Origin of the sequence: Cryptobacterium curtum DSM 15641 (assembly GCF_000023845.1) — a bacterium.
GTDB classification, from domain to species: domain Bacteria; phylum Actinomycetota; class Coriobacteriia; order Coriobacteriales; family Eggerthellaceae; genus Cryptobacterium; species Cryptobacterium curtum.
Genome location: NC_013170.1, coordinates 336,161 through 358,923, shown reverse-complemented (window position 1 = coordinate 358,923; position 22,763 = coordinate 336,161). Strand labels below are relative to the sequence as shown.

28 protein-coding genes are annotated in these 22,763 nt (G+C 49.7%); 13 read left to right on the top strand and 15 right to left on the bottom strand.

All coding sequences use genetic code 11. The features are described from left to right. Positions 1–8 precede the first annotated feature (8 nt). The 15 genes from CCUR_RS01565 to CCUR_RS01495 form a co-directional block, all read right to left on the bottom strand. On the bottom strand, positions 9–932 hold the full coding sequence (locus CCUR_RS01565; protein ID WP_012802732.1) for a site-specific integrase: 924 nt from the start codon (positions 930–932) through the stop codon (positions 9–11). 126 nt (positions 933–1,058) lie between these two features. Next, positions 1,059–4,292 (bottom strand): type I restriction endonuclease subunit R, EcoR124 family, encoded by a 3,234-nt coding sequence (locus CCUR_RS01560; protein WP_012802731.1) that lies wholly within the window; start codon positions 4,290–4,292, stop codon positions 1,059–1,061. Between the two features lie 40 nt (positions 4,293–4,332). Then, on the bottom strand, positions 4,333–4,881 hold the full coding sequence (locus tag CCUR_RS01555; protein WP_012802730.1) for a restriction endonuclease subunit S: 549 nt from the start codon (positions 4,879–4,881) through the stop codon (positions 4,333–4,335). Positions 4,882–4,883: 2 nt separating this feature from the next. Then, on the bottom strand, positions 4,884–5,879 hold the full coding sequence (locus tag CCUR_RS01550) for a Fic family protein (protein ID WP_012802729.1): 996 nt from the start codon (positions 5,877–5,879) through the stop codon (positions 4,884–4,886). Between the two features lie 9 nt (positions 5,880–5,888). Next, positions 5,889–6,503 carry a restriction endonuclease subunit S domain-containing protein gene (locus CCUR_RS01545; protein WP_049754275.1) on the bottom strand — a complete coding sequence of 205 codons (615 nt, stop codon included), beginning with the start codon at positions 6,501–6,503 and terminating at the stop codon, positions 5,889–5,891. A gap of 1 nt (position 6,504) precedes the next feature. Continuing rightward, positions 6,505–9,075: a type I restriction-modification system subunit M gene (locus CCUR_RS01540; RefSeq protein ID WP_012802727.1), complete on the bottom strand. Its 2,571-nt coding sequence runs from the start codon at positions 9,073–9,075 to the stop codon at positions 6,505–6,507. Positions 9,076–9,078: 3 nt separating this feature from the next. Next, the gene (locus tag CCUR_RS01535; protein ID WP_012802726.1) at positions 9,079–9,912 is read right to left on the bottom strand and encodes a GIY-YIG nuclease family protein; all 834 of its coding nucleotides are present in this window, start codon (positions 9,910–9,912) and stop codon (positions 9,079–9,081) included. Between the two features lie 5 nt (positions 9,913–9,917). Then, a complete protein-coding gene (locus CCUR_RS01530; protein WP_012802725.1) occupies positions 9,918–10,127 on the bottom strand; it encodes a YlcI/YnfO family protein in 210 nt (69 codons plus the stop codon). 196 nt (positions 10,128–10,323) lie between these two features. Next, a complete protein-coding gene (locus tag CCUR_RS07170; RefSeq protein ID WP_012802724.1) occupies positions 10,324–11,007 on the bottom strand; it encodes a Crp/Fnr family transcriptional regulator in 684 nt (227 codons plus the stop codon). 440 nt (positions 11,008–11,447) lie between these two features. Continuing rightward, positions 11,448–12,593, bottom strand: a complete 1,146-nt coding sequence (locus CCUR_RS01520; protein ID WP_012802723.1) for a site-specific integrase — start codon at positions 12,591–12,593, stop codon at positions 11,448–11,450. A 40-nt stretch (positions 12,594–12,633) separates the two neighbouring features. After that, positions 12,634–12,942, bottom strand: a complete 309-nt coding sequence (locus CCUR_RS01515; protein WP_012802722.1) for an STAS-like domain-containing protein — start codon at positions 12,940–12,942, stop codon at positions 12,634–12,636. Positions 12,943–13,034: 92 nt separating this feature from the next. Then, entirely contained in the window at positions 13,035–14,027 is a 993-nt protein-coding gene (locus CCUR_RS01510; protein ID WP_012802721.1) for an ATP-binding protein, read from the bottom strand. Between the two features lie 120 nt (positions 14,028–14,147). Then, positions 14,148–14,711 (bottom strand): hypothetical protein, encoded by a 564-nt coding sequence (locus CCUR_RS01505; protein WP_012802720.1) that lies wholly within the window; start codon positions 14,709–14,711, stop codon positions 14,148–14,150. A gap of 87 nt (positions 14,712–14,798) precedes the next feature. Then, positions 14,799–15,338: a hypothetical protein gene (locus CCUR_RS01500; RefSeq protein WP_012802719.1), complete on the bottom strand. Its 540-nt coding sequence runs from the start codon at positions 15,336–15,338 to the stop codon at positions 14,799–14,801. 17 nt (positions 15,339–15,355) lie between these two features. After that, the gene (locus CCUR_RS01495; protein WP_012802718.1) at positions 15,356–16,042 is read right to left on the bottom strand and encodes a LexA family protein; all 687 of its coding nucleotides are present in this window, start codon (positions 16,040–16,042) and stop codon (positions 15,356–15,358) included. 212 nt (positions 16,043–16,254) lie between these two features. On the opposite strand from CCUR_RS01495, the gene CCUR_RS01490 reads away from it, so the two are divergent. From CCUR_RS01490 to CCUR_RS01420, 13 genes are all read left to right on the top strand, one after another. After that, positions 16,255–16,476, top strand: coding sequence for a hypothetical protein (locus tag CCUR_RS01490; protein ID WP_012802717.1), 222 nt, complete (start codon positions 16,255–16,257; stop codon positions 16,474–16,476). Between the two features lie 11 nt (positions 16,477–16,487). After that, complete coding sequence (locus CCUR_RS01485) at positions 16,488–16,856, top strand: hypothetical protein (RefSeq protein WP_012802716.1); 369 nt, start codon at positions 16,488–16,490, stop codon at positions 16,854–16,856. Positions 16,857–16,864: 8 nt separating this feature from the next. Then, positions 16,865–17,071, top strand: a complete 207-nt coding sequence (locus tag CCUR_RS01480) for a hypothetical protein (protein ID WP_012802715.1) — start codon at positions 16,865–16,867, stop codon at positions 17,069–17,071. A 575-nt stretch (positions 17,072–17,646) separates the two neighbouring features. After that, the gene (locus tag CCUR_RS01470) at positions 17,647–18,600 is read left to right on the top strand and encodes a DUF1351 domain-containing protein (RefSeq protein ID WP_012802713.1); all 954 of its coding nucleotides are present in this window, start codon (positions 17,647–17,649) and stop codon (positions 18,598–18,600) included. Then, positions 18,601–18,870, top strand: a complete 270-nt coding sequence (locus tag CCUR_RS01465; protein ID WP_012802712.1) for a hypothetical protein — start codon at positions 18,601–18,603, stop codon at positions 18,868–18,870. It abuts the gene before it with no gap. Beyond that, positions 18,855–19,529 carry a phage recombination protein Bet gene (gene bet, locus CCUR_RS07165; protein ID WP_012802711.1) on the top strand — a complete coding sequence of 225 codons (675 nt, stop codon included), beginning with the start codon at positions 18,855–18,857 and terminating at the stop codon, positions 19,527–19,529. The genes CCUR_RS01465 and bet overlap by 16 nt, the downstream gene beginning before the upstream one ends. A 2-nt stretch (positions 19,530–19,531) precedes the next feature. Next, a complete protein-coding gene (locus CCUR_RS01455) occupies positions 19,532–20,029 on the top strand; it encodes a single-stranded DNA-binding protein (protein WP_012802710.1) in 498 nt (165 codons plus the stop codon). A 9-nt stretch (positions 20,030–20,038) separates the two neighbouring features. Next, positions 20,039–20,266: a helix-turn-helix domain-containing protein gene (locus tag CCUR_RS01450; RefSeq protein ID WP_012802709.1), complete on the top strand. Its 228-nt coding sequence runs from the start codon at positions 20,039–20,041 to the stop codon at positions 20,264–20,266. Next, complete coding sequence (locus CCUR_RS01445; RefSeq protein ID WP_012802708.1) at positions 20,259–20,939, top strand: DUF6291 domain-containing protein; 681 nt, start codon at positions 20,259–20,261, stop codon at positions 20,937–20,939. The genes CCUR_RS01450 and CCUR_RS01445 overlap by 8 nt, the downstream gene beginning before the upstream one ends. Further along, positions 20,914–21,480, top strand: a complete 567-nt coding sequence (locus CCUR_RS07160) for an ATP-binding protein (RefSeq protein WP_012802707.1) — start codon at positions 20,914–20,916, stop codon at positions 21,478–21,480. The genes CCUR_RS01445 and CCUR_RS07160 overlap by 26 nt, the downstream gene beginning before the upstream one ends. After that, entirely contained in the window at positions 21,477–21,833 is a 357-nt protein-coding gene (locus CCUR_RS01435; protein WP_012802706.1) for a hypothetical protein, read from the top strand. The genes CCUR_RS07160 and CCUR_RS01435 overlap by 4 nt, the downstream gene beginning before the upstream one ends. A gap of 367 nt (positions 21,834–22,200) precedes the next feature. Then, entirely contained in the window at positions 22,201–22,371 is a 171-nt protein-coding gene (locus tag CCUR_RS07520; RefSeq protein WP_169302060.1) for a hypothetical protein, read from the top strand. After that, positions 22,355–22,720 (top strand): DUF6378 domain-containing protein, encoded by a 366-nt coding sequence (locus tag CCUR_RS01420; protein WP_012802703.1) that lies wholly within the window; start codon positions 22,355–22,357, stop codon positions 22,718–22,720. Before CCUR_RS07520 ends, CCUR_RS01420 begins: the two co-directional genes overlap by 17 nt. Positions 22,721–22,763 lie beyond the last annotated feature (43 nt).

Here is a 22,763-nt window from a genome sequence, read left to right as displayed (position 1 = left end):
ATAATCGTTTAAGAAAGCGCCGCCAGCGAACGCATAACAATATCAATGTCTTGATTCTCAAGCTCGCGAATAATATGTAAATAAGTTTCCTGAGTTGTCGTCATGCTTGCATGACCAAGTCTTCTAGAAACACTCGCGATCGAAACACCTGCGAATAGCAACAGTGAAGCATGTGTATGACGAAGTCCATGAATTGTAATTACAGGAACTCCAGCTCGTTTACAATGCCTAGCAAGAACCCCATTGGCAGTCGAGTTGTAAACTTTCCCATCAACAAAAATAGGCTTTTCAGCAGGTAATTCCTTGAGAAGACCAGCAAGTTGCATCACTAATTGCCAATCGAGTTGAACTTTGCGAACAGAAGAAACGTTCTTTGTTGGAACGAACCCGCCATTACGCTTGTAATCCCAAGTCTTATTCACAGATACCGTTTGGTGTGTGAAGTCAAAATCTGCCGGCATCAATCCAAGTGCTTCGGAGAACCGCAAGCCAGTTTTAGCAATAAGCAAAATAAGCCAGTCAAGTGTAGCTTCTTTCCCTAAATCAAGATCGGCAAGCATTGCGTGAAGCTCGAATTGGTTTAGGTACTTTATCTTCTTTGGCTTTGGTTGCCTTCCCTTAATTATCACCTTCCGCGTAGGGTCACGCGGAATAAGACCTTCGTCAACAGCATCTAAAATTGACCCTTTCAATTGATGATGAAAGTCCATTGTCGTTTGTCGCTCATGATGCTCGGCATAATCGTTAATAAGCTGCTGATAACTTATGCGAGTGAGGTCGCAGAGTCTAAGGTTCGGTACAAGCTTATCAAGCCACGATTGTGTTAAGCGGTACTTATCCATGGTGACATCACGAATGGCACCCTCTTTGTATACCTTTACCCAACGTGTGTAATACTCGCAAAACAGCTGTTGATCCTGATTTGCTTCCATGATTAACCCCTTCGAAGTGAATAGCCGCTTACGCTGATGAAGGGTGATGAGAGAATCTTCCCAGGTTGAAACAAAAGGGCCGCGACAAAAATGCCACGGCCCAACAACTAACTAAACAATCATTCGCTAATCATTTAAATCGAATCCACCTTCAATAATAAAGCGTTTTAACAGTTCATCAGCTTTTACATGCACCTTAAACGGGGCAATTGACACGCCCTCGACTCTTTCGAAATACGTCTTAGCTGTGGTCTTATCGATGCTGTTCTTCAAACGATCGAACCGTCCATACTCGTTGATGTTCTCCTCCGTTAGGTCCAGACCAGCCATCTCAACCAGTAAATCACGATCAACACCTAAAGCCTCAACCACCTTATCGAATTGGCTATCCTTCTCATGGCGGCCATACGCTGTGATGTAATCACGTAACGTCTTTCCATCCTCAAGCTTCACGTCCCCTCGTTCAACATCATGCAAAAACAATTCCGCAAGACGTTGCTCGTCCTGCGGCAGCGATGCAAACGAACGATGTAACTCTTCAGAAGCTGCTTCTAAATTGTCGTCGCCACTGTTTAGAGCTTTTAGCCACTTCACAAAGTTTGAATTCATATAGTCAGTATCGATTTTTCCCGTATCAATTTCCGTTAAATGTCCGTCAATATCGTACGGAACATCATCGGGTGTAGGACCCAGTTTAGACTTAAACAGCTCCTTATATCGCTGCGCTAAAATCAAGTATGTCCGCTCATCGATATTAGGTTTCACAATCATATAATTACCCGAAGACTCGTATCCGCCATCTATCATTCTTAATTCATCACGCATGGACTCATCGAGCGTGCCGGGTTCAAATTCATACTCTACTTTGTCCCAACTAAAGCCCTGCACCTGAGCAGATTCAAGAAAGTGACTCAGCTCTACAAAGTCTTTTGCGAACTTAGCGCGTGCTTCTCGAGAGTCTGGCAATCGGCTTAAATCGCTCACGCCGTTAGCTTGAAATAGTGCCTTTATCTCTAATAGACGCGCATCCATCATCTTGATATTCTGGTGAAGCTTCTGCACAAACAGATCGAGCGGTTTGTCGCCCGAATACAGCTTTACTGCTGCTTTGATATAGCCAGACATAGTGTGAGGTTTGCGGTAATAGCGGATCACGCCAAAGGGTTTTTCGGGACCGAACAAACGATTCGTTCGACTGAATGCCTGAATAATACTTTCGTAGTCGATAACCTTATCCAGATACAGTGTATTCACCCACTTCGAGTCGAAACCTGTAAGCATCTGGTCGACCACTATTAAGATATCGATGCGCTTGTCTCGGTTGCTATCGATATTTAGGTATGGTTCTTTATGCGCTAATCGGGACGATATATCTTTCTTCATACTTCCCCAGGTAGGAATAGCAAATTCCTTGCCATAGGTATCGTTATAGTCCCCGATAATTTCAACAAGCGCATCTTCCTTCACTGTAGCGCCATCATTGTTATCAATACTCGGATCAAACAATGCAGTGCATTTAAGCTGCGGGGCACACTCCTTAAGACGACGGTAGTAGCTGATAGCTTCTGAAATTGAGCTCGTGGCCAGAATGGCGTGAAACTTATTACCGTGACTTAATATCGGAAATTGCTCAACGATGTCATTGATTACCTGATATTCATGGGGAGTGTCCTCATCGTATTGGACAGACTTCATAAAATCCTCGACGCCTTTGATATATTCGCCAGCGTCGCTGACCCTTGGACCCATGGGTGCCTCATTCATCCAGTAATAAAAGATTTCCTCCTTCTTCGGATTTTCCATCACAGCCTCGACAGAGTCGGCCTTTGCCTGCTCAAGTGCAACTGCTTTACGCACGTCTTTATCTTTATACGTAGTAACCATACACGGGTCGAAGCCGAGTACATTGCCGTCGCGAATGCCATCAGCAATGCTGTAGCGATGCAAACAATTGCCGAATATCATCGACGTTGTTGCGCCCTTTTTCTTGTTCTCTTCCTGGATGGGAGTGCCTGTAAATCCAAAGAACAACGCATTGGGAAAACTAGTGCGAATATCCTGTAGCATGGTGCCAAAAGTCGAACGATGGCATTCGTCGAGGATAAAAACGATACGCTTCTTGGCCATACGATCGAGTTCAGCCTGAGTAATCCCACCTTCACCAACTTTCACATTGCTCATTTTCTGGATAGAAGTAACAATAAGAGTGTCTTTGGGGTCGGTGCTTTCAACAAGCTTATGGCGCAGAACATCAGTGTTTTCAGTAGCTTGAACGTCATCAGCATCGTCGGCAAAAGCTCGGTACTCCTTAAGCGATTGGGTTCCAAGCTCAATGCGATCCATGAGAAAAACGACCTTGTCAGCGTCTCTGGAATCCGCAACCAACTGCGCAGCCTTAAACGATGTCATGGTCTTGCCAGAACCTGTGGTATGCCATATATAACCACCAGGTCTTCCAGGCGTGCCCGCAGGCGTTGATGCTCCCCAATCGCATGCGCGTACATGGTCAGAAATAGAACTAGCGGCATAGTACTGATAACTGCGCAGGACTTTTAAGCAACCATCCCCTGAATCGGCCACGGTATAGAAGCCGATCATCTGATGCGCCATGGGAATAGAAAGTAAACTCGAAGTAAAACGTTTCCAATCATCGGCGCCCGGATTCTGGTTGGCACAATAGGGTTCGTTGTTAAAGTCAGCCCAGTGGAAATAGAAATTCGAATTAAAATTTCCTGCACCAGGGTTGGCGAAATAAACAGCATCATCAGGATTCATGGCAACAAAAAGCTGCACCAACCGGAAAATTCCGGTGAATACTCCTTCATGAGAATACTTCTCTATCTGATTGCATGCTTGACTTATCGAAACGCCACTGCGTTTCAGCTCGATATGAATAAGCGGCATGCCATTGATAAGCAGACATAAATCTCCACGCCGATCGTTCAATAGCTTATTCTTCGCGGGATATCTAGGCTGCTGGGCAATCTGGTATCGGCTTTTACCACCAGCAATTTCGCGGCGGTCATAAATATTCAGACTCACTTCACGACCATAATGTGCCGCATCATCAGGATTATCGCGTTTAATGGCAACAGTTTTTCCGTTGATGAAACCATTGAGCGCAAGCGGACTCCGTAAAGCCTCAACCTGCTCAATGACTTGCGCCATCTCACCATCTGTAAGGGGAAAGCCATTCAGGCGGTCACGATCAGAGTTATTCTGATACAGAATTTCCGCCCAATTTCGAATCAAGTCTGCCTCGGTCGGATATTTTATAACGCCATCAGCGTCATCCCAGCCGTGCTGCTTTAAGACGTTGATAACCGCTTCTTCGAAATCAGCTTCGTTTTCGTAAATCATGTAAAGCTCCTAGACAAACGTTTTATCGAGCATTGCTTTCTTAGTATTTTAGTAACTTCAACTTACGCTGATGAAGGGTGATGAGAGAATCTATTGATTCCAAGTAGCTTGCGATTGCTCTTTGCTCCTCAAACAGTGGACAGGCGATTGGCATCTCGAAGAACGTTTCATCTCCAATGGAGAAACGGTCAGAACGAGCGCCACTATTGCCTTCCAAAAACATGAATTTATGCCAAATTCGCGTCCTAAAGAAATGTTCGAGATAGCACTTATCTACTGACTCATCGGTTTCGAAGACTGTATATAGTGGCGACATAACTCCAGTTCTACCTAGTCGATTTCGATTAATGGGGCCTACTGGAGCTGTGACAGAGATACGTGGGTTGTAGACAAAGTCGTCCGGTTCCACCACATAGTAACCGCCAATGCTTTCGGCATTCGTGACGTCGTGATCGAAGTAGTCCAACTGACTCACAACGCCACGTTCAGCAGAGTTGGTGAAAGTTTCGCTAAAGGCCAAAGAATTGTTCTTGGAGGTCTTCTTTGAGGCAAAATCCCCCAACTTACGCTGTTCCCAAGGAGAAGACATTCCTATCGTACCTCCCAGCGACCATTGCGATTAGCGCCAATACGGACAAGCTTACCTTCCTGCTTTAAGCTTGAAACGATTCGTTCGGTCTGACGAGTGCTTATACCCAGTTCAGCTGCCATTTGTTTAACAGTTATACTCGGATTACCACTCACGAGCAAAAGCAACTGCTCACGCATAGCCTCTGCCGCATTCGTTATACCGACATTTATACCGTCATTTATACCGACATCATTGCCAGAAGCAAGAACATCATCAAGTGTCTGTGAAATCATGCCGAGCATAAACTCAATGAATCGTGTGCTGTCACCCTGCTCGTCAGAACCAGAGAGTGCATCGTAGTAGTCTTTCTGACGTTCCTTGACTAGCGTTTCGACAGGAAGCCATGCAAAAATGTCGTTCCATCTACTCAAAATGATTGTCTGCCAAAGTCTGCCCATGCGACCGTTACCATCTTGGAAAGGATGGATGAACTCAAACTCGTAATGAAACACGCACGAGGTTACAAGCGGATGAAACTCGCCAGCAGCAAGCCATGAGAATAAATCAGTCAGAACGTTTGAAACGTACTTTGCCGGCGTGCCAGCATGTATAAGCCTTTCACCTGCGAAGATCCCTACATTACCGCTACGCAGTCTACCCGCCTCGGGAACAAGCCCGCCCATAAGCTCCTTGTGGGCACAAAGGAGATCGTCCACCGAAAGAGGATTAAATGAATCAATATTCTCGTAGACCTTAATAGCATTCTGCACTTCAAGAAGGTCTTTAGGTGGTGCGATAACGTGCTTACCCTCAATCACCGCCGTAACCTGTTCAAGCGAAAGCGTGTTGTTCTCGATAGCAAGAGAAGAATGGATAGTCCGTATACGGTTCTCCTTACGCAGCTGTAGACTGCGATTGATCTGGCCATATGCATCCACTCGGCCCACCTTTTGAGCAATGTCGGCAACAAGGTCGAGTATCTGGCTGTTGAGAGTAAAGGGCGGCTGATACGACATAGGCTTTCCTTATACGAACATCTTCTCGAGCAGGGACTGCTTAAGCTGTTTGAGCTTGTCGCACTTACGCTGATGAAGGGTGATGAGGTGATCGAGGTTGGTGAAATAACTTCCTATATACTGTTGCTCATCTAAATAAGGCAATGTCACGTTTAAGTCACACAATTCTTCAGGACTAACGGACATTCTTTCGTAAACTGTGCCTTGTTGATATCGCAATGCGCCCTGAATGAACCTAGATCTTGTAACCACTTTTTCTATAAAGCTAGGGGCAGCAGTTTCATCAACATTGAAAGTAACGTAGATAGGGCTAAATACAGCGTTTCTGAGAGTATTTCTAGCTATTGCTCCAAATTTCAGATTTGCTGGATTGTAAACGATATCATCCAACCTCGTTTCCTTGTATTTCTTAGCAGCTCTATCTCCTCGCACTAGTTGCTCTCTATCGTAGCGCTCTGTTTTTGGCGTCACACCGTTCTCAACCGTAAACGAAACCAATGGAAAATCCTCGCTCTGCGCGCGTTGGATATTTCTTTCCGTTAGCACATCCCCCAACTTACGCTGTTCCCAAGGGTCAGTAAAACCCTTGAATCGGATCTCAGGTGTTTTCGATTTAGCGGCCATGCTATTCACCACTTAAAAGTTTTTTGAGTTCCGCTATTCCAGCCATATCGAATTCATTGCCCGTTAAATCATCGAGCATACTTGAAAGTTCGAGCTCGGCGGTTTCTATCTGACTGCAAACATCAGCGTAAGTGGTTTCATACTTCGCATAGAGCGCTTGGATTTTCGATACGAAATCATCAACTGTCGCACCAGGTAAAACAGATAGTTTTTCAAATAAGGGTTTAATCCATTTCAGCTTCAACAGCTCTCTGCACTGACTATCATCTAAACCCTCTAGTACCTTTTTAGTTGCTTCGTGCAGATCAATACGTTGCGCCTTTACTTGTTTCTTTAGGATCTTCTCTTCTTCGAGTAGATTCTGAGCGCAAACCAACGATGCCTCAAAATCAGACTCCGGATTCTTGCCAATTGCTTTAACGGCCTTCTTCAAATCGGCAGAAACAAAAGCATCGCCTGCCTCGTTTATGGCGTCCGTCGAATTCTTGTCTTCCTCGTCAAGATTTTCGATAATTTCGGAAATCTCCTGACCGATATCTGAAAGTCGCGCTTCAGCACTGGATACTTCGGCTAGGCTGTCCGCTAAAAACTGTCTCTGCACCAACTCGAAAGGAAGAATACGTCCTGCCCAACCATCCTGAACTTCAATATCTTCACCTCTTTTTTTCTTGACAACCATATTAGGATCAACTTTGCGCACTGCATTAAATCCCTCGGACTGAATGATTTCCAAGTCAACCGAAATGTCGCGCCAAGCATCATCGAGTGCCTGGTAAGCGTCGTAGCCATCAACTAATGGCACTTCTGCAAGCATATGTCCAATTTGGCTGGCTAGTACATCTTCTTCTGCAAGAGTATCAACGCTTTCAGGAGCAACCACCAAACTGTTTTCCATGGCTTTCGGAAAACCTTCTATAGCTTGATTGAATCTAGTGATAAAGCTTTTTACATCGGTATTTGCGGCTATCACTTCAGCAACATTGCTCGCCGTGGGCGTAAGGCACGAGCTACCGTTGTCGGTGAATAACTGTGCCTTCAAACTGGGCCAGGCCGTCCAATATTCGTCAAGGGCATCCACTTCTGTAACGGGCACACCGCCGAACATCGTAGCGAAAACATCCCAACCTTCGGGCGCTTCAGATGAATCGACATACCGCGGAATGTTTAAGTTGTAATCATTCTTTCGAATCTCATCGATTGTTACCGAGCGGCTAAAGCTATCGACATCTGTATTAGTGGTAACGGCATCAACGATACGTTTGATATCGCTGGCACGCAACTTGTTGTTCTTACCCTCTTTCATGAAATACTTACTTGCATCCACTACCAAAACATTGTCGTCACCTGCGGCACGCTGCTTACGCAGCACCATGATGATGGTAGGAATACCCGTACCGAAGAAAATATTGGCGGGAAGGCCGATAATGGCCTGAATGTGACGGTGCTCAACGAGGTTCCTGCGTATCAAACCTTCCTCGCCGCCGCGAAATAGCACGCCATGAGGCAAGACAATGCACATAATGCCGTCATTGCGTAGATGATATAAATCATGCAGCAAAAAGGCGTAGTCAGCTTTTGATTTAGGCGCTACACCATACTCGAAGCGTGGATCGATTTCTTTATCGACAGGATCCCAATCTTGAGAATAAGGCGGATTAGAAACAACGGCATCAACGAATAGAGGTTTGTAGGTCTCGTCCTTGTTTTCTACCGTGTCAAACCAGGGCCAGTCATCTGCCAGTGTATCGCCGTTACGTACCGCAATGTTATCCGGCAAAATGCCGCGCATAACCAGGTTCATACGCGTCAGGTTGTAAGTATTCTCCTTCAATTCCTGCGCATAGTACTTAATACTGTCGGGGTTACCGTTGCGACGAGCGACTGCTTTACCGATGTTAATAAGCAATGAACCAGAGCCCGAAGTAGGGTCATAAATTTCAATTTGCCTACGACTCTGCAGATGCCAGGCGACTATTTCACTTATGAGCTGGCTCACTTCATGTGGTGTGTAAAACTCTCCGGCTTTCTTTCCCGCGTTGGTTGCGAACTTTTCAAGAAGATACTCATAGATGTAGCCCAGCACGTCGTAATCCTGGCGCCCGTCCATAGGAATATCCTTGATGAGCTGGATAAGATCGCGAGCAGCTTTCGACTGACTACGAGCATCAGTTCCTAACTTCGAAAGCCCTGTCTGCAAGGTTTCGAAGATTTTTTCAAAAACTTTCTTATGAGCTGGACTCACATTACGATCAAAAGCGGAAAGCGCATCGCGCACGTCAGCAATTTCAAAGTCCTTACCCTTTGCAATCCAAGTTTGGAATAGATCGTCATAGGCAATAAAGTAACCGCACTCTCCCCGCACAAATGCCACTGTTTCGGGATCGTCCTCAGTAAGGGTTGGTAGATCGGACTCGGCAAAATCCTTAGCTTTTAAGCGTGCTACCTCGGTCTCTGACAAGAACTTGTAGAAAATAAAACCTAAGATGTAATCCTTGTACTGGCTTGCCTCAATGGTCGAGCGCATCTTGTTGGCTGATTCCCAGATCTTCGAGGCCAGCTGTTGTTTGTTCATGTGTTAGTTCTCCTCTGTGCGGTAAATATCGCTTAAGGTATTGCCGTTGTCATCGACCCACTCGGTCCAGCCGTTTTGGCTTCCACCCAGTACAAATACTGCCGCAGCACTGGGCGACGGGAAGACAACATCGTTGATTAAAGTTGTGCGTTCGGTAGTTTCACCAAACTGCTCTGCACGAACTGTAATAGCAATTCGATTTTTGATAATAGATTTGTCCAATGCAATTTGTGATCCTGCAAATACAATGAACTTGCCCGTCTCTTTGTCGTAACGGCCAATAGCTTTCACGCCAAGCTTCTTGGTGTGAAATGTTGCGCTACCGACTGAGGGCCCGCTGTAAGTTCGATTTAAGTCATATCCCAATGCTTCCATACGAAATAGAATACTGTCATGAAGCTCTTGGACACGTCGTTCCTTGTACGGATTAATCCTAGATGTCGGCGTAACAGTATTGTCTGTCTCGTAATCGCCATGATTTCTGACGTATTCGATAGCCATAGCTTCAAGTGAATCTAGAACATCACGATCGATGTTGTAGTCATCATCAAGAAACATGACAGCCTTGTTCCAGAATTCCTTCTTTGCTTTATGCGCCTCCAAACGCAAGAGACCTTGCGTGGTTTGGCCAGTGTATACTCGGTTCAGTACGCCATGATCTTCATCGAGCAAGTAGTAAATGCCACGATGTGGAAGATCTGGCAGATGTTTTGCCTCTGAAAGTTTTACACGTGGAACAACTACAGTGACAAGCGATTCACCCTCAACCCGACAAATACGGATCCCGTCGGACTCTCGGTCGATAAGTTGGACGGTCATGGTCAGGAGGTTTAGCACAGCTATTATGCCCCTTTCTTTGCAAGCTCTTCGATCATGCAGGTGCGCACAAAAGCGGAGAAACTCATGCCGCGAAGTGCCGCTTCCTCCTTTGCTGCATCGCGCAGCGTGTCGGGAATACGCAATGCTACCGATACACGCTGGCCATCCACTAAGTGGCGCCGTATCTCGGTTTCACTTGCGCTTGAATCAACCAGTTCCATGTAGCTCTTCATCGCCTGCTCCTAGCGTACAAAGTGCAATACATTTGCTTTATTTTCATTATATGCTTTAGCGGATGGCTATCATGCTACGTTTAGGCAGATGGACCCGTACACAGAAATGGACAACTATAGCTTTACAGGGTAGCTAAGCGAAGTTCTTTAGATTGAATGAGTTGAGTGATTTACCAGATGCGCTCGACCTTATGGCTTAACGATCCAAAAAATCGCTTTTCAAAAGAATGATATCCCGATCGTCAAGAGCAATGATGCCTTCCGAACTCATGCGGGCTAATTCGCGCGATAAAGCCGAACGGTCCGAACTAAAGTAACGCGCCAGATCGCTGCGATTGAATGAAAAAGTAACGCGACCTTCTTCCCGCGCACTCCGCTGCATAAGCAAATACAGTTTAATGCGATCGCGTAGACGCTTCTGGGCAATCATCTGCATTTTCTTATTCAATAGCATATTCTTGCGCGATAACATGCGCACCGCATTCACCAAAATGGTGGCTGCCACAGGGCTTTGAGAAACCGCATCGGCTGATAGCAATCTGCCTACATCAACCCACAACACATCAGTATCGTACACAGCAGACACTTGCACTACGCTAGGAATACCACCCGCTGCAATTGCTTCAGCAAAGCTTGTACCTTCGCCTACATCAGCAATGATGGACGACGATCCAGCCTCGTCATAAAACTCAATACGTGCAAGGCCCCGCAAAACAATGCCCGCTTTGCTAATCCTATCGCCAATGCAGATTAGCAGGTCGCCCGCCTTGTACGATTTCGTATACGCATCTAATTCACCAAGCGCTGTTTCCCATTGGCTTTTGCTGAGGCCTTTAAATATTTCGCTTTGTGACAGAGCCTGATCAATCGTGAATGACATATCGTTTCCTACGTTTCGCTCGAAACGTTCCGTATTTCACTTTGATAATAGCACGCAATGTAAGATACGCCTTACTTATCGGCTATTGGCGGGGTAATCCCCTATTATTTCGGTTATGCACGAGACCGTTTTCGGTTGTATGTGAGTGACAAAGGATCACAACGCTCATATAAGAGCGCGATGATTCCATATAAAGGATCGTATAAGGAAGCACTAATCCCGCATACGGGAATGATAGTGGTGACGCATAATAGCGCACTTGGCACACATTGGCACATTTTGGCACACGCCCACCCTCAAGCAACAAAAACAGGCCAGACAGAATAACCATCTGACCTGCTATTTTCATGGTTCCCCCGGGCGGATTCGAACCGTCGACACCTGCTTTAGGAGTTGTGAAAAATACCACCAATTGAAGCCTGTTAAATAGCTTTGCAGTTCTAGGCTATTTCGTGATTACTATAGTCACTTTCTATATAGTCATATTCTGTGCACTTGTGAAATTTTGTGAAGTGCTCAGAAAGCATAGAGTCAACCGCCTGTGCTATCTCTGCATCACGTGAAATCTTTGGCCTTACGTAGTATCGTTCAGTGACTGCCTCCGACGAATGACCCGCGCGATCGCGCACATCGGTAATCCTCGCCCCTGAATCATACGCAAGCGTAAGAGAGGTATGGCGAAGATTCTTCAGAGGAATTCTAGGCAAGCCTTCTGGAAGTGATTGGATCTTGCGCTCATATGCTTCCGTGATTGAATGCGGTCTATATCTTCTGCCATCCCATTGGAGTAGAGCACCTGACTTGGGGGCGATTTTGTGCAGCCTTGCTAAGAGTGATTCTGGCATATGAACAGTACGAGCTCTGCCGTTCTTTGTTGTGCTGCGAATCGTCCCTTTGGAGGTTGTTACATACGAATCGTCAACAATGACTGCGCCAGTCTCCCAATTTATATCGCTTACGTTAAGGGCAGCAATCTCGCCGCGTCTCAATCCGCAACCGAGAGCTAGTAGAACTGCGATTTCAATACTTGAACCCTCGAAATGATCCAAGTAAGCTATCGCCTGTTCTGCAGTGAGAACTACAGGTTCGTAGCGTTTGACCTTCGGTACCCTTATCCTGTCGCATGGGTTGGATTGCATCATGTCACGATACATGGCATGCTTGCACACCTGATCGAGTATCTTGTAGGCTTCACGTTTGACCGATTGAGACTTATCTAGACGATCGAGCCATCGTCTAATTGTGGCAGTGCGTAAATCTTCTAGTGCTATATCGCCTAAGTAGGGCAGCACATGGTTCTCAAGCCTACAACGGTATCCATCTATTGTGCTCTGTTTACATTCTGCCTCTTTGGAAGGCAAGTACTCTTCCAGGGCATACTCGCGCAGGGTCGCATCGCATGTCACATCGGCTTTCCCGGCTTCCGCAAGCATATCAGCCTTGACTCTTTCAGCTTTACGCCGCGTTCCTCTTATGGTCTTCGATATCTGCCTACGTTTGCCGGTTATCCGATCACGCGGAAACTCTACGCGAACCTGCCACCTACCGTTGTCGAGTTTCGTTATGCCACCATGAAACGATCTCATAGCAGCTCCTCGACGCGATTCGCAAGATAGAATGTCCTCGCTATACAGTTGTCTTCAAAAATTCGCTCTGATCTGCACGTGCATCTATTGTTGTACGAACAATTCTTGCCATGAAGGGATTGATCCCTTTGAATGACGTTTTCTTTCTCATGGCTTCCATGCCCATTTCGAACGCCATCCGCCCAAAAACCTCGTCGGCAAACGAATTCGTAATGGAACCAACCCCAGAAAAGTCGAATACGGTCTTTTCCGTGCCCCATGTAGGCAGAGACACTATACGATTGTAGGCGACACGCCCAGCTGCTCTGCTCACTAGGGAATGCCCGAATCCGTTCATCTTGACAATCATAGCCGCCTCCTTTCATTGCACCGTCGTGCGGGGTGCTTGACAATGCGAATAATCCCATTGTATGCACATCAAGTCGTCCAACACACAAACAATTACCAAAGAACATGATCGTCTCCTATAATATCCGACTTACAGTGAAATCCACCTTCCTCGATAGACCAGAGAAGTGGCTCATTACGGCCACCCTCGAATATCTCAGATTCGAGGATCTTCGCACTAGACTGCAGCGGAAGCTTCATACACACGACCGTTCCCGGATAGAAGAGGCCTGGAATCTTTTTGAATCCGCAGCTCGATATAACTGCAGCACTGTCTCGTGAAACTACCCAAAGATATCCTTTTAACGCTCTCGTAAACTTAGAGGCTATATTGAGTCCCATGCCCATTGATGCTTTGCCGTCAGAAAAGTTAGTCTTACCGATATATTGACCGGCTTCTGCCTCGAATGCTTTCTCTATGAGCTCGTCTGATGACATACCGGAATAGGAAATGTTATCGGCCATGCTCGCAACGATTCCCTGCCCCGCATCAGCTACGACGAGCTCTACATACCCTAGCTTTGGATAATACTGTGCAGCCGCTAATCCACTCACAGCCGTTTCAGAATGCTGGAGCACGTTGTCCATTATTTCGCCGAAAGCGTAGTTCGCAAGGTTAGTCACCGATCCATCAACGTCCGCAATATTCTTCTTCAGCATAGACTCCATCAGATCTGCTGTCTTTCCAGGATCGTTTGAATACGAGAGCTCGCATAGTGGTATGAACCTGTCGTGTGGTTCATGCCTAGAAAAGCACTCATTGTGCTCGATTCTCGCAAGTGAATAGAAATTCATCCGAGAAAGATAATCTGCTACAGACCCCGGTGGTTCGCTGACTGATACCTGCTGACGACCTTGATACGCCATAATCGCTTCGGCAAGCGCGGCCGTGCAGGATATCGAGAAAAAGTCTGTCCCAGACAGATCAAAAAGTACTTCTTTGACAGAGCTTTCAATTGCGAGATTCCTGCCTTTACATAGCGATTTGACTGGACAGTCCGAGATAGACTTCTCGTATGTTCCTACTTTCACAGTTTTGAAGGTCATCTCTTTTTACCTGCGCTATCTGCCGACGCTTACCGGTGATCGGGTCGCGCGGCATTTCGACCATTACGCGACGGCGACCGCCGCTAAGCTCCCGGATACACCCCTGGGCTGAACGCACGGCTATTTCCCTTTTCTACGGTAGATATTCACGGCGACGGTTACGCCTGGCACCGCGAGAAAACTTAGCGATGCAGCATTACCAGTGATGACAAACGCAAAGAACGCCGCCGAGATAAAAAGGGCATTAAGGATAAACGAGAGCCACTGCTCCCGTGCGCCCTGTTTTATCTCTGCGTTAGCTAGCTTGTCGTTCCTCTTTGCCCCGTCTACAATTTGCGCGTCATTCCACGCGAGCATACGTCTCTTAGCGTCTTCGGGGTATTTATTGTAGTCATCGGGAGGTGGTAAAAGCCCATGCCACTCACTCGATTGAGCCGCGAGCATAAGCCCAATAAAATCATTGGGAGGCAGCTGCTCTATTTTTGAGAGGATCGTTTCTGCGAGTTCTCCAGATTGAGAACCATCGCTGCTAAGCGTCTGCGCGCCAGCATCGTCTCCGTGCTGCGCTCGTTCTCCTCGCGCATCTTCCGGATCTTCTTCGACCCGTCTAGACCGGGCATCGTCAATAGCGCCAAAGTCGTCATTTCCGCCCCCGTTTCTTTTGCTTACTTTTCTCGCTGCCATTGTATACCGCTCTCTACACCATTCATCTATCTGTTACCTGATACACGATCGGCAACACAAGTTTTACAGCGTTGTTCTATCTGGCGTTTATATCAGCTTTATACTGTCGAGCATCTTGTCAAAGTCGGCTTTATGTTTTGGCTGATCGTAATAAACATAGTCAATCACGAGATATTTTGACGACGATACTGAGCCGATGGCTATTTGTCCTTTTTTGTCATTTCTCTTCTCGATAGCTTTCACCCAGTCATAGCCACCGACGCTAAACTCTTCTATCCCCTTATAGGTTTTTTCACTATCATCCGCTAGCCATGTATCGTAAATCTCATCTAGGCTAATAGCTCCGCTGGGGTCACCATATTTAGCGGTAACTTCTTGTATAAAGATAAACCCGCTTTTTTCTTCATCGGTAAAGCGGCAGACAAACGAATCGTCTGTATACTTCTCCCACTCCCAGTCTGACGGGCACTTAAAAGAATACCCGTCATGTTCTACTGTGGTCATACCGTCGTCCACATCCGCAGGCTTGGACTGCGAAGACAGCGCAGATAGAGCACAGCCAGAGAATGACGCAATAGCGAGTACGGATAAAGCCGCCGCAACGGCTAATAGAACTACCTTTTTCAACTTGAGACCCCTATCCCCTAGTTCATTTCTTCCTGTGGCTGATACCAGACAACAACCCCCTGGAATGATACCGTCTTGCCACTATCACGCGTAATAATCAAGTCTTCCCACTGCTCGTCGAATGATTCAGGCGAGAGGATCATCGTCGTAGCGCCCATGTGCAGCCGCCGCATAATATAATCCGTCTCGTCGATACTCGATACCGCGATAGATCCGTCCTGCGGGGTCATATCGGGGTCGATAAATACATAGCACCCCTCTGGGTATACCCTATTCATGCAGCTCCCCTCGACCTGGAGGAAATAGCCGCTCTGGTGGTGCTCCCACACCTCATACGGGATCGGTATCTCGCTATCGAGGATGTCAGGCTCTACCGCCTCCCCCGCATGTACACGCCCCAGGAGTGGCGCGTATGCCCGTCGTGGCTTCTTGGCCGCTATAGCCCCCGCGGGCGCGGAGGTGAGGCCGTGTATCTGGGCGTAAAGACCGCTGACATCTGAAAGAAGGTCGTCTTCGTCTAGCGAGTAATATGCTAGTAGATCGTCAACTATCTTCCTGCGTGGTTGTACTCCTCTGTTTTCCCATTTGTTAACCGTGACGTTTGTTGTGTCTGTCACATCAGCTATTTGTTGCTGTGTGATGCCCCGACTTTCGCGGAAAGCTCTTAAATTTTTACCGAAAACCGATCGGCTGACTTGAGCCATGAATACCACCCCCAGACGAAATAATTAAATCACAGATTAAAAAAATTCTAAATTATTGTTTACATTTAACTTTTAATGATATATATTAAGTTCAACATTAAATATGAGGTGAAAAAACGAAGCGCAATAAGGAGTGAACCCGCATTACTAGATTTCACCTCAAAAATTTTTACCAAATGGCTTAAACTTAAACATTAAGAAAAGGAGACACTATGAACCGCGAACTAACCGAAAACAAGACCAAAGCAGCGCAAGGAATGTCTTTCGACGAACTGAAAGACCGTATCCGTGATCGATGCGGCTTCGACTCCGACACGAATACAGGTAGCACCTGCGCATTTATCTGCATGTCTCTCACCGTTGACGGCATTGGCTGGTACTGGGATCTCGAAAGCGACAGCTTCTGCCGCGCTCCAGCCTTCGACACGAAATAGAGGAGGAAATCATGCGTCTAGCAGAGAAGAAACAGCCAATTAAAGCCGGTCTCGTACGTGGTCGTCACGAGCTACCAGTCGATACGTACATATTCGACGAGATCGTCGATGTATTCAACTTCGACGGCATGTACGACAAGGCAGCTGCGTTCATCTCGGATGAAGTCGGCGTGAGCCGTGTAGCTGGGCGAGCAATTAACGCCGCCTCATACACGGACGACGAAATCTATCGGGGCGACAGCGTACTCGTCGTATACGTGACGGGTCTCACCGCTGCCCTGGCTGCCGTCATCGCTGCATGTGCCGCCTACGGCGTGCCCCTGGTGCTCATGCACTACGACCGTGAGCGCGGGGACTACCGCCCGCAAACGATCTTTTAGGGGTAGCGATGGAATTCGAGGAGCCGCAAACAATACGCGTGATAGCTGCCATGACAAACGGCAGCGTGTCGCAGGAGTACATCCGTGCCGCGTGTCACCGTGCGGAGGGATACCACCCCCTACCCCATATCGAGAGCGGTGAGAAGCGCCCCGTCATAAAAATTCGCTGGTCCGTCTTCTGCCGCTGGTTCGAGGAAGAACAGGAACAAGTGTGAGATGGAGCGCGGAGCAGGACGAGGCGCTGCGAGAGTGCGCGAATCAGGGCGTAGAGGCATGTACCCGCCTCCTCGCCCGCCGCTTCGGCGTACGACGCACACCGGAGGCGGTACAGCGCCACGGGCAGCGTATCGGCGTGACCTTCCGACGCTATGAGATATGTCCCCGCTGCGGGGGGAAGACAACGCAGATCAAGCGGAGCGGACTATGCCCCGCGTGCCACATGAGAGAGCTAGCGGCGCAAGCCAGGGAGAAGCGAAAGGAGATCGAGAGGGATGCAAAGGACAACGAAAGCGGCGAGACATACGCAGCGGCGCGCCGTGAGTGGAGGCGGGCGCGGCAGGCAGAATTACGTGATCGAAAGCGAGATTGTGGAGATTACGTCGATTTGTCTGCGCAAATGTCTACTACCTGGTCAGAGTACCCGACTTCACAGAATCCTCACGAAAAACTCGGCGCAAATGGCGACTAACACGCTCAAAGAGGACTTACTTATCGCCCTTTGGTTTGGCGTGCCAACGGGGCTACTAGTCGCCTGGATGATTTTAGACACGCTCGCATAAAGGAGAGAGAAATGACAGAGAAATTGAAAGCGGAAGTCGTAGAGACGACCGCAATTGAAAAATTCGAGGTTGCGCACGGTGCGCCAGCTATCGAGTTCTCCCCGGCAGTAATCACTGCCGACTTCGACGCGATGGCCACCGCCCTCGATAAGCTCATGGAGCCATATGAGGGCATGACACTCGAGGCGCTGGTAGAGATGCCAGAGAAGGAACTCAAGGCTGTACGCGCAAATGTGAATAGCATCATCAAGAACGTAGACGGCGCACGTAAGGCCGTAAAGAAAGCCTACTCAGAGCCGCTCAAGGCTTTTGAGGAGCGCGTCAACACCCTTCTTGCGCCGGCACACGAGAAAGCCGACATGCTGGCTAGTGCCGTCAATGAGAAGGAACGGCTGCGTAAGGCTGCTAAGTATGAGCAGATTGAGGACGCGTATCTCGAGTACGCCCCTGCCCTCGCCCCCGTGGTGACCTTCGAGCAGCTGCTCGACCCCAAATGGCTGAATAAAACGCCATCGCTGCCAAAGGCTATCGAGGAGTTATACGCAAAGGTAGACGAGATCGCTGCTAATTGGGAGGCGCTTAAGAAACAGCTTCCCTCAATGAAATTTGCCCAGGAGGCAGAGGCGGAGTTCTTCCGCACCTTAGATCTCGGTGCAGCTATCTCACTTAATAGCGCGCGAGAGGCGGAGCAGGAGCGTATCGAGGCTATGCGCGCCGAGGTAGAGGCTAACCGACAGGCACAGATACCCGAACCCATGCCAGAGCCAGAACCTACCACAGAGGCGGACTACAGCGCCGTATCAAAGGCGGTGCAGCACGCCGAGGAGGTAGAGCCTGACCCCGCTATCAAGTATCGGCTCACGATCTGGCTCACACCGACTGAGCGTGAGGCGCTCAAGGGATGGCTCACTGATACCGGTATCGGTACGACAGACGGCCACAAGCGCATTTTGGAGGCGGTGTAGATGCTTAGGGAGGTTGACAAGATACCACGACGGAAAGCCCCTAACTCACTGCGTCAGTGGGCGCGTGAGCAGGTAGAGAAATTCGCCGAGAGCGATATGGAGATCGCCCGCGTCGAGGGAGACAAGAGCCACCGCCCCGAGAAGATGAAGCAGCGGTCTGTATATCAGACGTTTTACCAGGTCGCAAAGAGATACGAGAACATCGGGGTACACACGATCCACGGCGATATTTATCTCAGAAAGGAGACTAAGAAATGCCGCAAGAAATAGCGAAAGTCGAGTACACGGCAGCAGACGGCCAGGAGGTACGCCTCACTCCGGGAGTAATTGCTAAGTACATCGTATCCGGTAACGGCTTGGCATCAGAGAAGGACATCTACTCCTTCATGGCACGCTGTCAGGCGCGCGGTTTGAACCCCCTGGCCGGGGATGCGTACATGACAGTATACCAGGGCAAGGACGGGAACACATCCAGCAGCGTGATCGTGAGTAAGGACTACTTCGTCCGTACAGCCACAGCCCAGGACAGCTTCGATGGCATGGAGGCGGGCGTGACCGTCCTCAATGGCCAGGGGCAAATCCAGAAGCGCGAGGGATGCGAGTTCTTCCCCTCCCTCGGCGAGAAGCTCCTGGGAGGCTGGGCAAAGGTACACGTCAAAGACCGCGAGCACCCGAGCAAGGCAGCCGTGACGATGGACGAGTACGACCAACACCGGAGCCTCTGGAAGAGCAAGCCCGCGACGATGATCCGCAAGGTAGCCATTGTCCAGGCGCTGCGAGAGGCATACCCCGGGCAGTTTGGCGGCGTGTACGACCGCGACGAGATGCCACCGAGCCAAGAGCCGCAGCAGGTGCCTGTAGAGGTATATGAGGCACCAGAGGCATACGAGACACCCGACAACCAAAACCGTGCGACAGAGGAGTTTTAATCATGAGCAGCATTAACCGCGTATTTATCACGGGAAACCTGAGCCGCGACCCTGAGCTTCGGACAACCGCGAGCGGCTCGGCAGTATTGAGCTTCGGCGTAGCCGTTGTTGATAGCGTCAAGAACCAGCAGACCGGAGAGTGGGAAGACCGCCCGAATTGGGTCGAGTGCACGCTATTTGGCAGCCGTGCGCAGGCTATCAGCGGGTATCTGCACAAGGGTAGCAAGGTAGCCATTGACGGCCGCCTCCACTGGAGCCAGTGGGAACGTAACGGAGAGAAGCGCAGCAAGTTGGAAGTAATCATCAACGACATACAGTTCCTCTCACCCCGTGAGGGCGCACAGGGTGCCCCACAGCAGCCGCAATACCAGCAGCCCGCACCCACATACCAGCAGCCCGCACCCACATACCAACAGACAGCACAACAGCCCCCACAGCAGCCTCAGACGGCGCCACAGTACGCCAGCGCGTCCGTGTACGACGAAGACATTCCATTCTAGGGGGCAGCTATGCAGATACAGAAGTTACGCATAGAGGCATACATGAAAGCCCACGGCTCTATCACGAGCCGTGAGGCCATGGAGGAGCTGGGAGTGATGCGCCTAGCCAGCAGGATCAGCGACATGAAGAGGGACGGCATGCGCATCAACAAGGAGACCGTCCAGGTATTCAACCGCTATGGCGAGAAGTGCAATGTCACGCGCTACAGCCTGGCAGAGGAGGTGTGTGATGCCTGAAAAATTGACGATGTTCTCAAGCTATTACGAAGCCGCGAAATTGCTTCCAGAAGAGCGCCAGGGCGGCTTTGTAATGGCAATCATGGCGTACGCCTTTGAGGGAGCTGAACCTCTTTTTGACGACCCTATGGAGCAGATGGCATGGGTACTCATTTCGCCCAATATCGATAAGTCAATCGGGCTTGAGCAAGCAGGGCGCAAAGGCGGCAGATCAAAGGTTAAAAGCACCTCGGAAAGCACCCTTGCAAGCACGCAAGAAAGCCACCCAGAAAGCACCCTTAAAAGCCACCTTTTAAGCCACCCAGAAAGCCATAAAGAAAGCACCTCGGAAAGCACCCTAGATAAGCCAGACGCGAAGCTTAAGGAGAAGGATAAGGAGAAGGATAAGGATAGGAATAGGAGTAGGAGTGGGAGTGTTAGCGCGTGCAAAGCAACGCGCTTCCACCCACCCACCACGGACGAAGTTGATCACTTCGCACGGGGCAATGACCTGTCGATCGATTCCCAGCGGTTCTGCGACTACTACACCGCCCAGGGGTGGCGGCTATCGAATGGCAACGCGATGAAAGACTGGAAAGCCGCTGCCCGCAATTGGGCGCGACGAGACACGCCAAGCAAGACCAATCACGGCAAGGAGGTGATGGCAGATGCAACGAGCGCATACGGTTGGTAGCGTGCCACAGCGCTATCGGGATGCAAAACTCTCGGACGCAAGGCAAGAGGTGCAAGACTTCGCTGCGGCTTTCCTTCGCGGTGAGAATCCGAGCGGGCTACTGCTAACAGGCTCGTACGGCACGGGGAAGACCCACGATGCATGCTCTGTGCTCAATCGCTGTCAGCCCGAGACGTACAGGCTTCTGGTCTTCGTCAACGTCCCCGACCTGCTCGACGAGATACGGGACGGATACCGACATTACAGCCATAGCGGCGAGAAGCTCTTCGATGTCATCACGGGCAAGTGCAGGCTTGCCGTCCTCGATGATCTCGGCAGCGAGAGCGCGACAGATTGGGCGGTTGAACGGGTGCAATCGATCATCAATGCCCGTTACTCGAAGTGCCTCCCAACGATCGTCACGACGAACTACGGGGCAGCTGGGTTGATTGAGCACTATGGGAAAGCCATGGAGGGGACAAGTGCCCGCCGTATGGTTTCCAGGCTATCCGAGATGTGCCAGACGGTGGTCTACAGCGGTCAAGATCGGAGGCTCGCATGAGCGACGTAGACGGCTTCGAGCTATCGGCTGCCCTTAATGACACGATGAACCAGGCGTATGGGGCTAACCGTAGGGCGCGAGTAGAGGGACGACGGGCAGCAGAGGCACGGGCGGACTACAAGGCAGCGCTAGCGAGCGAGATGGCACGCCTGAGAGCCGACGGGACGCCCGCATCGATGGCAGAGAAGCTAGCGCAGGGGGCTAAGCGGGTACGTGACCTCGCTGTTGCGGCTGAGATGGCGGACGTTGACTACCAGGCAGACCGCGAGGAGGTCAATCTGCGGAAGCGCGAGGCGGATATCCTCCGCGAGCAGATCCAGCGGGACTATGCAGAGGCGAGGTTTAGGGCATGATCAGGGATGACTACAGCGACGGACTACTCGATAAGCCAGACGCGGACGACGGTATCCACTGCGCGATATGCGGGCGACCGGCGACTAATCGCCACCACATCGTCCAGAAGGGCGCGGGAGGGGTATCCGACGAGATGGAGCGGCGTATCCCGAAGGCTCGTCTATGCGGGAGCGGGACTACTGGCTGCCACGGGCTAGTCCATGCGGGCAAGCTGCATATCGCATGGGATGAGACACGCGGCTGGGTATGGCTCTACACGATGACACCCGCCAAGGATCGGGAGTGCTGGCGAGACTACCGAGACGACTATAGACCGATGGCCTGGGCAGAGACTCCCAGGGTGATAGGGGGCAGAAAGTGAGCGAGATGGACGACTTTATCTACGACGCTATCGATGCGGCTCAGGAGCTTGCCGAGACGCTACAAAACCCGGCGACGACGCTCGATGACGCGCTGGTATGGATTGACGATACGGCGGTCGAGCTGAAGAAGATCGTAGTTGGGATGAAGGGACTGGAATATGAGCGAGGACGATAAGACAGAGCAGACGCCGTTTGTTGAAGAGCTGCTTAAGGCTCTCCCGAAGAAGGCTAGTTATGCGATGACAGAGGAGACAGAGCGCAGCCGTCTCCTCGATGATGCGAGGAAGGTTGTCTGCTGCGATCGCGAGATTAAATACGGCTTCGTTGAGGACAATTTCTGGGACATTGCTCGCATGTGGGGCGTGTACCTGGGCGTTGACCTAGAGCGCCGCGACGTGGCAAATATGATGATCCTGCTCAAGGTCGCGCGGAATAACCACGCTCACCCCGATGACCCAGGTCACCGTGACAACTGGGTAGATATAGCGGGCTATGCCGCCTGTGGCGCGGAGGTGGACGTATGATTCCGACATTAAAACTACGAGAGCGTATTCTCGCGTGGCTTCT

What these genes read in the sequence shown, in the direction of transcription:
- CCUR_RS01565 (WP_012802732.1), bottom strand. Translation starts at nt 932, where the DNA reads ATGGAAGCAAATCAGGATCAACAGCTGTTTTGCGAGTATTACACACGT.
- CCUR_RS01560 (WP_012802731.1), bottom strand. Translation starts at nt 4,292, where the DNA reads ATGATTTACGAAAACGAAGCTGATTTCGAAGAAGCGGTTATCAACGTC.
- CCUR_RS01555 (WP_012802730.1), bottom strand. Translation starts at nt 4,881, where the DNA reads ATGTCTTCTCCTTGGGAACAGCGTAAGTTGGGGGATTTTGCCTCAAAG.
- CCUR_RS01550 (WP_012802729.1), bottom strand. Translation starts at nt 5,879, where the DNA reads ATGTCGTATCAGCCGCCCTTTACTCTCAACAGCCAGATACTCGACCTT.
- CCUR_RS01545 (WP_049754275.1), bottom strand. Translation starts at nt 6,503, where the DNA reads ATGGCCGCTAAATCGAAAACACCTGAGATCCGATTCAAGGGTTTTACT.
- CCUR_RS01540 (WP_012802727.1), bottom strand. Translation starts at nt 9,075, where the DNA reads ATGAACAAACAACAGCTGGCCTCGAAGATCTGGGAATCAGCCAACAAG.
- CCUR_RS01530 (WP_012802725.1), bottom strand. Translation starts at nt 10,127, where the DNA reads ATGAAGAGCTACATGGAACTGGTTGATTCAAGCGCAAGTGAAACCGAG.
- CCUR_RS07170 (WP_012802724.1), bottom strand. Translation starts at nt 11,007, where the DNA reads ATGTCATTCACGATTGATCAGGCTCTGTCACAAAGCGAAATATTTAAA.
- CCUR_RS01520 (WP_012802723.1), bottom strand. Translation starts at nt 12,593, where the DNA reads ATGAGATCGTTTCATGGTGGCATAACGAAACTCGACAACGGTAGGTGG.
- CCUR_RS01515 (WP_012802722.1), bottom strand. Translation starts at nt 12,942, where the DNA reads ATGATTGTCAAGATGAACGGATTCGGGCATTCCCTAGTGAGCAGAGCA.
- CCUR_RS01510 (WP_012802721.1), bottom strand. Translation starts at nt 14,027, where the DNA reads ATGACCTTCAAAACTGTGAAAGTAGGAACATACGAGAAGTCTATCTCG.
- CCUR_RS01505 (WP_012802720.1), bottom strand. Translation starts at nt 14,711, where the DNA reads ATGGCAGCGAGAAAAGTAAGCAAAAGAAACGGGGGCGGAAATGACGAC.
- CCUR_RS01495 (WP_012802718.1), bottom strand. Translation starts at nt 16,042, where the DNA reads ATGGCTCAAGTCAGCCGATCGGTTTTCGGTAAAAATTTAAGAGCTTTC.
- CCUR_RS01490 (WP_012802717.1), top strand. Translation starts at nt 16,255, where the DNA reads ATGAACCGCGAACTAACCGAAAACAAGACCAAAGCAGCGCAAGGAATG.
- CCUR_RS01485 (WP_012802716.1), top strand. Translation starts at nt 16,488, where the DNA reads ATGCGTCTAGCAGAGAAGAAACAGCCAATTAAAGCCGGTCTCGTACGT.
- CCUR_RS01480 (WP_012802715.1), top strand. Translation starts at nt 16,865, where the DNA reads ATGGAATTCGAGGAGCCGCAAACAATACGCGTGATAGCTGCCATGACA.
- CCUR_RS01470 (WP_012802713.1), top strand. Translation starts at nt 17,647, where the DNA reads ATGACAGAGAAATTGAAAGCGGAAGTCGTAGAGACGACCGCAATTGAA.
- CCUR_RS01465 (WP_012802712.1), top strand. Translation starts at nt 18,601, where the DNA reads ATGCTTAGGGAGGTTGACAAGATACCACGACGGAAAGCCCCTAACTCA.
- bet (WP_012802711.1), top strand. Translation starts at nt 18,855, where the DNA reads ATGCCGCAAGAAATAGCGAAAGTCGAGTACACGGCAGCAGACGGCCAG.
- CCUR_RS01455 (WP_012802710.1), top strand. Translation starts at nt 19,532, where the DNA reads ATGAGCAGCATTAACCGCGTATTTATCACGGGAAACCTGAGCCGCGAC.
- CCUR_RS01450 (WP_012802709.1), top strand. Translation starts at nt 20,039, where the DNA reads ATGCAGATACAGAAGTTACGCATAGAGGCATACATGAAAGCCCACGGC.
- CCUR_RS01445 (WP_012802708.1), top strand. Translation starts at nt 20,259, where the DNA reads ATGCCTGAAAAATTGACGATGTTCTCAAGCTATTACGAAGCCGCGAAA.
- CCUR_RS07160 (WP_012802707.1), top strand. Translation starts at nt 20,914, where the DNA reads ATGCAACGAGCGCATACGGTTGGTAGCGTGCCACAGCGCTATCGGGAT.
- CCUR_RS01435 (WP_012802706.1), top strand. Translation starts at nt 21,477, where the DNA reads ATGAGCGACGTAGACGGCTTCGAGCTATCGGCTGCCCTTAATGACACG.
- CCUR_RS07520 (WP_169302060.1), top strand. Translation starts at nt 22,201, where the DNA reads ATGGACGACTTTATCTACGACGCTATCGATGCGGCTCAGGAGCTTGCC.
- CCUR_RS01420 (WP_012802703.1), top strand. Translation starts at nt 22,355, where the DNA reads ATGAGCGAGGACGATAAGACAGAGCAGACGCCGTTTGTTGAAGAGCTG.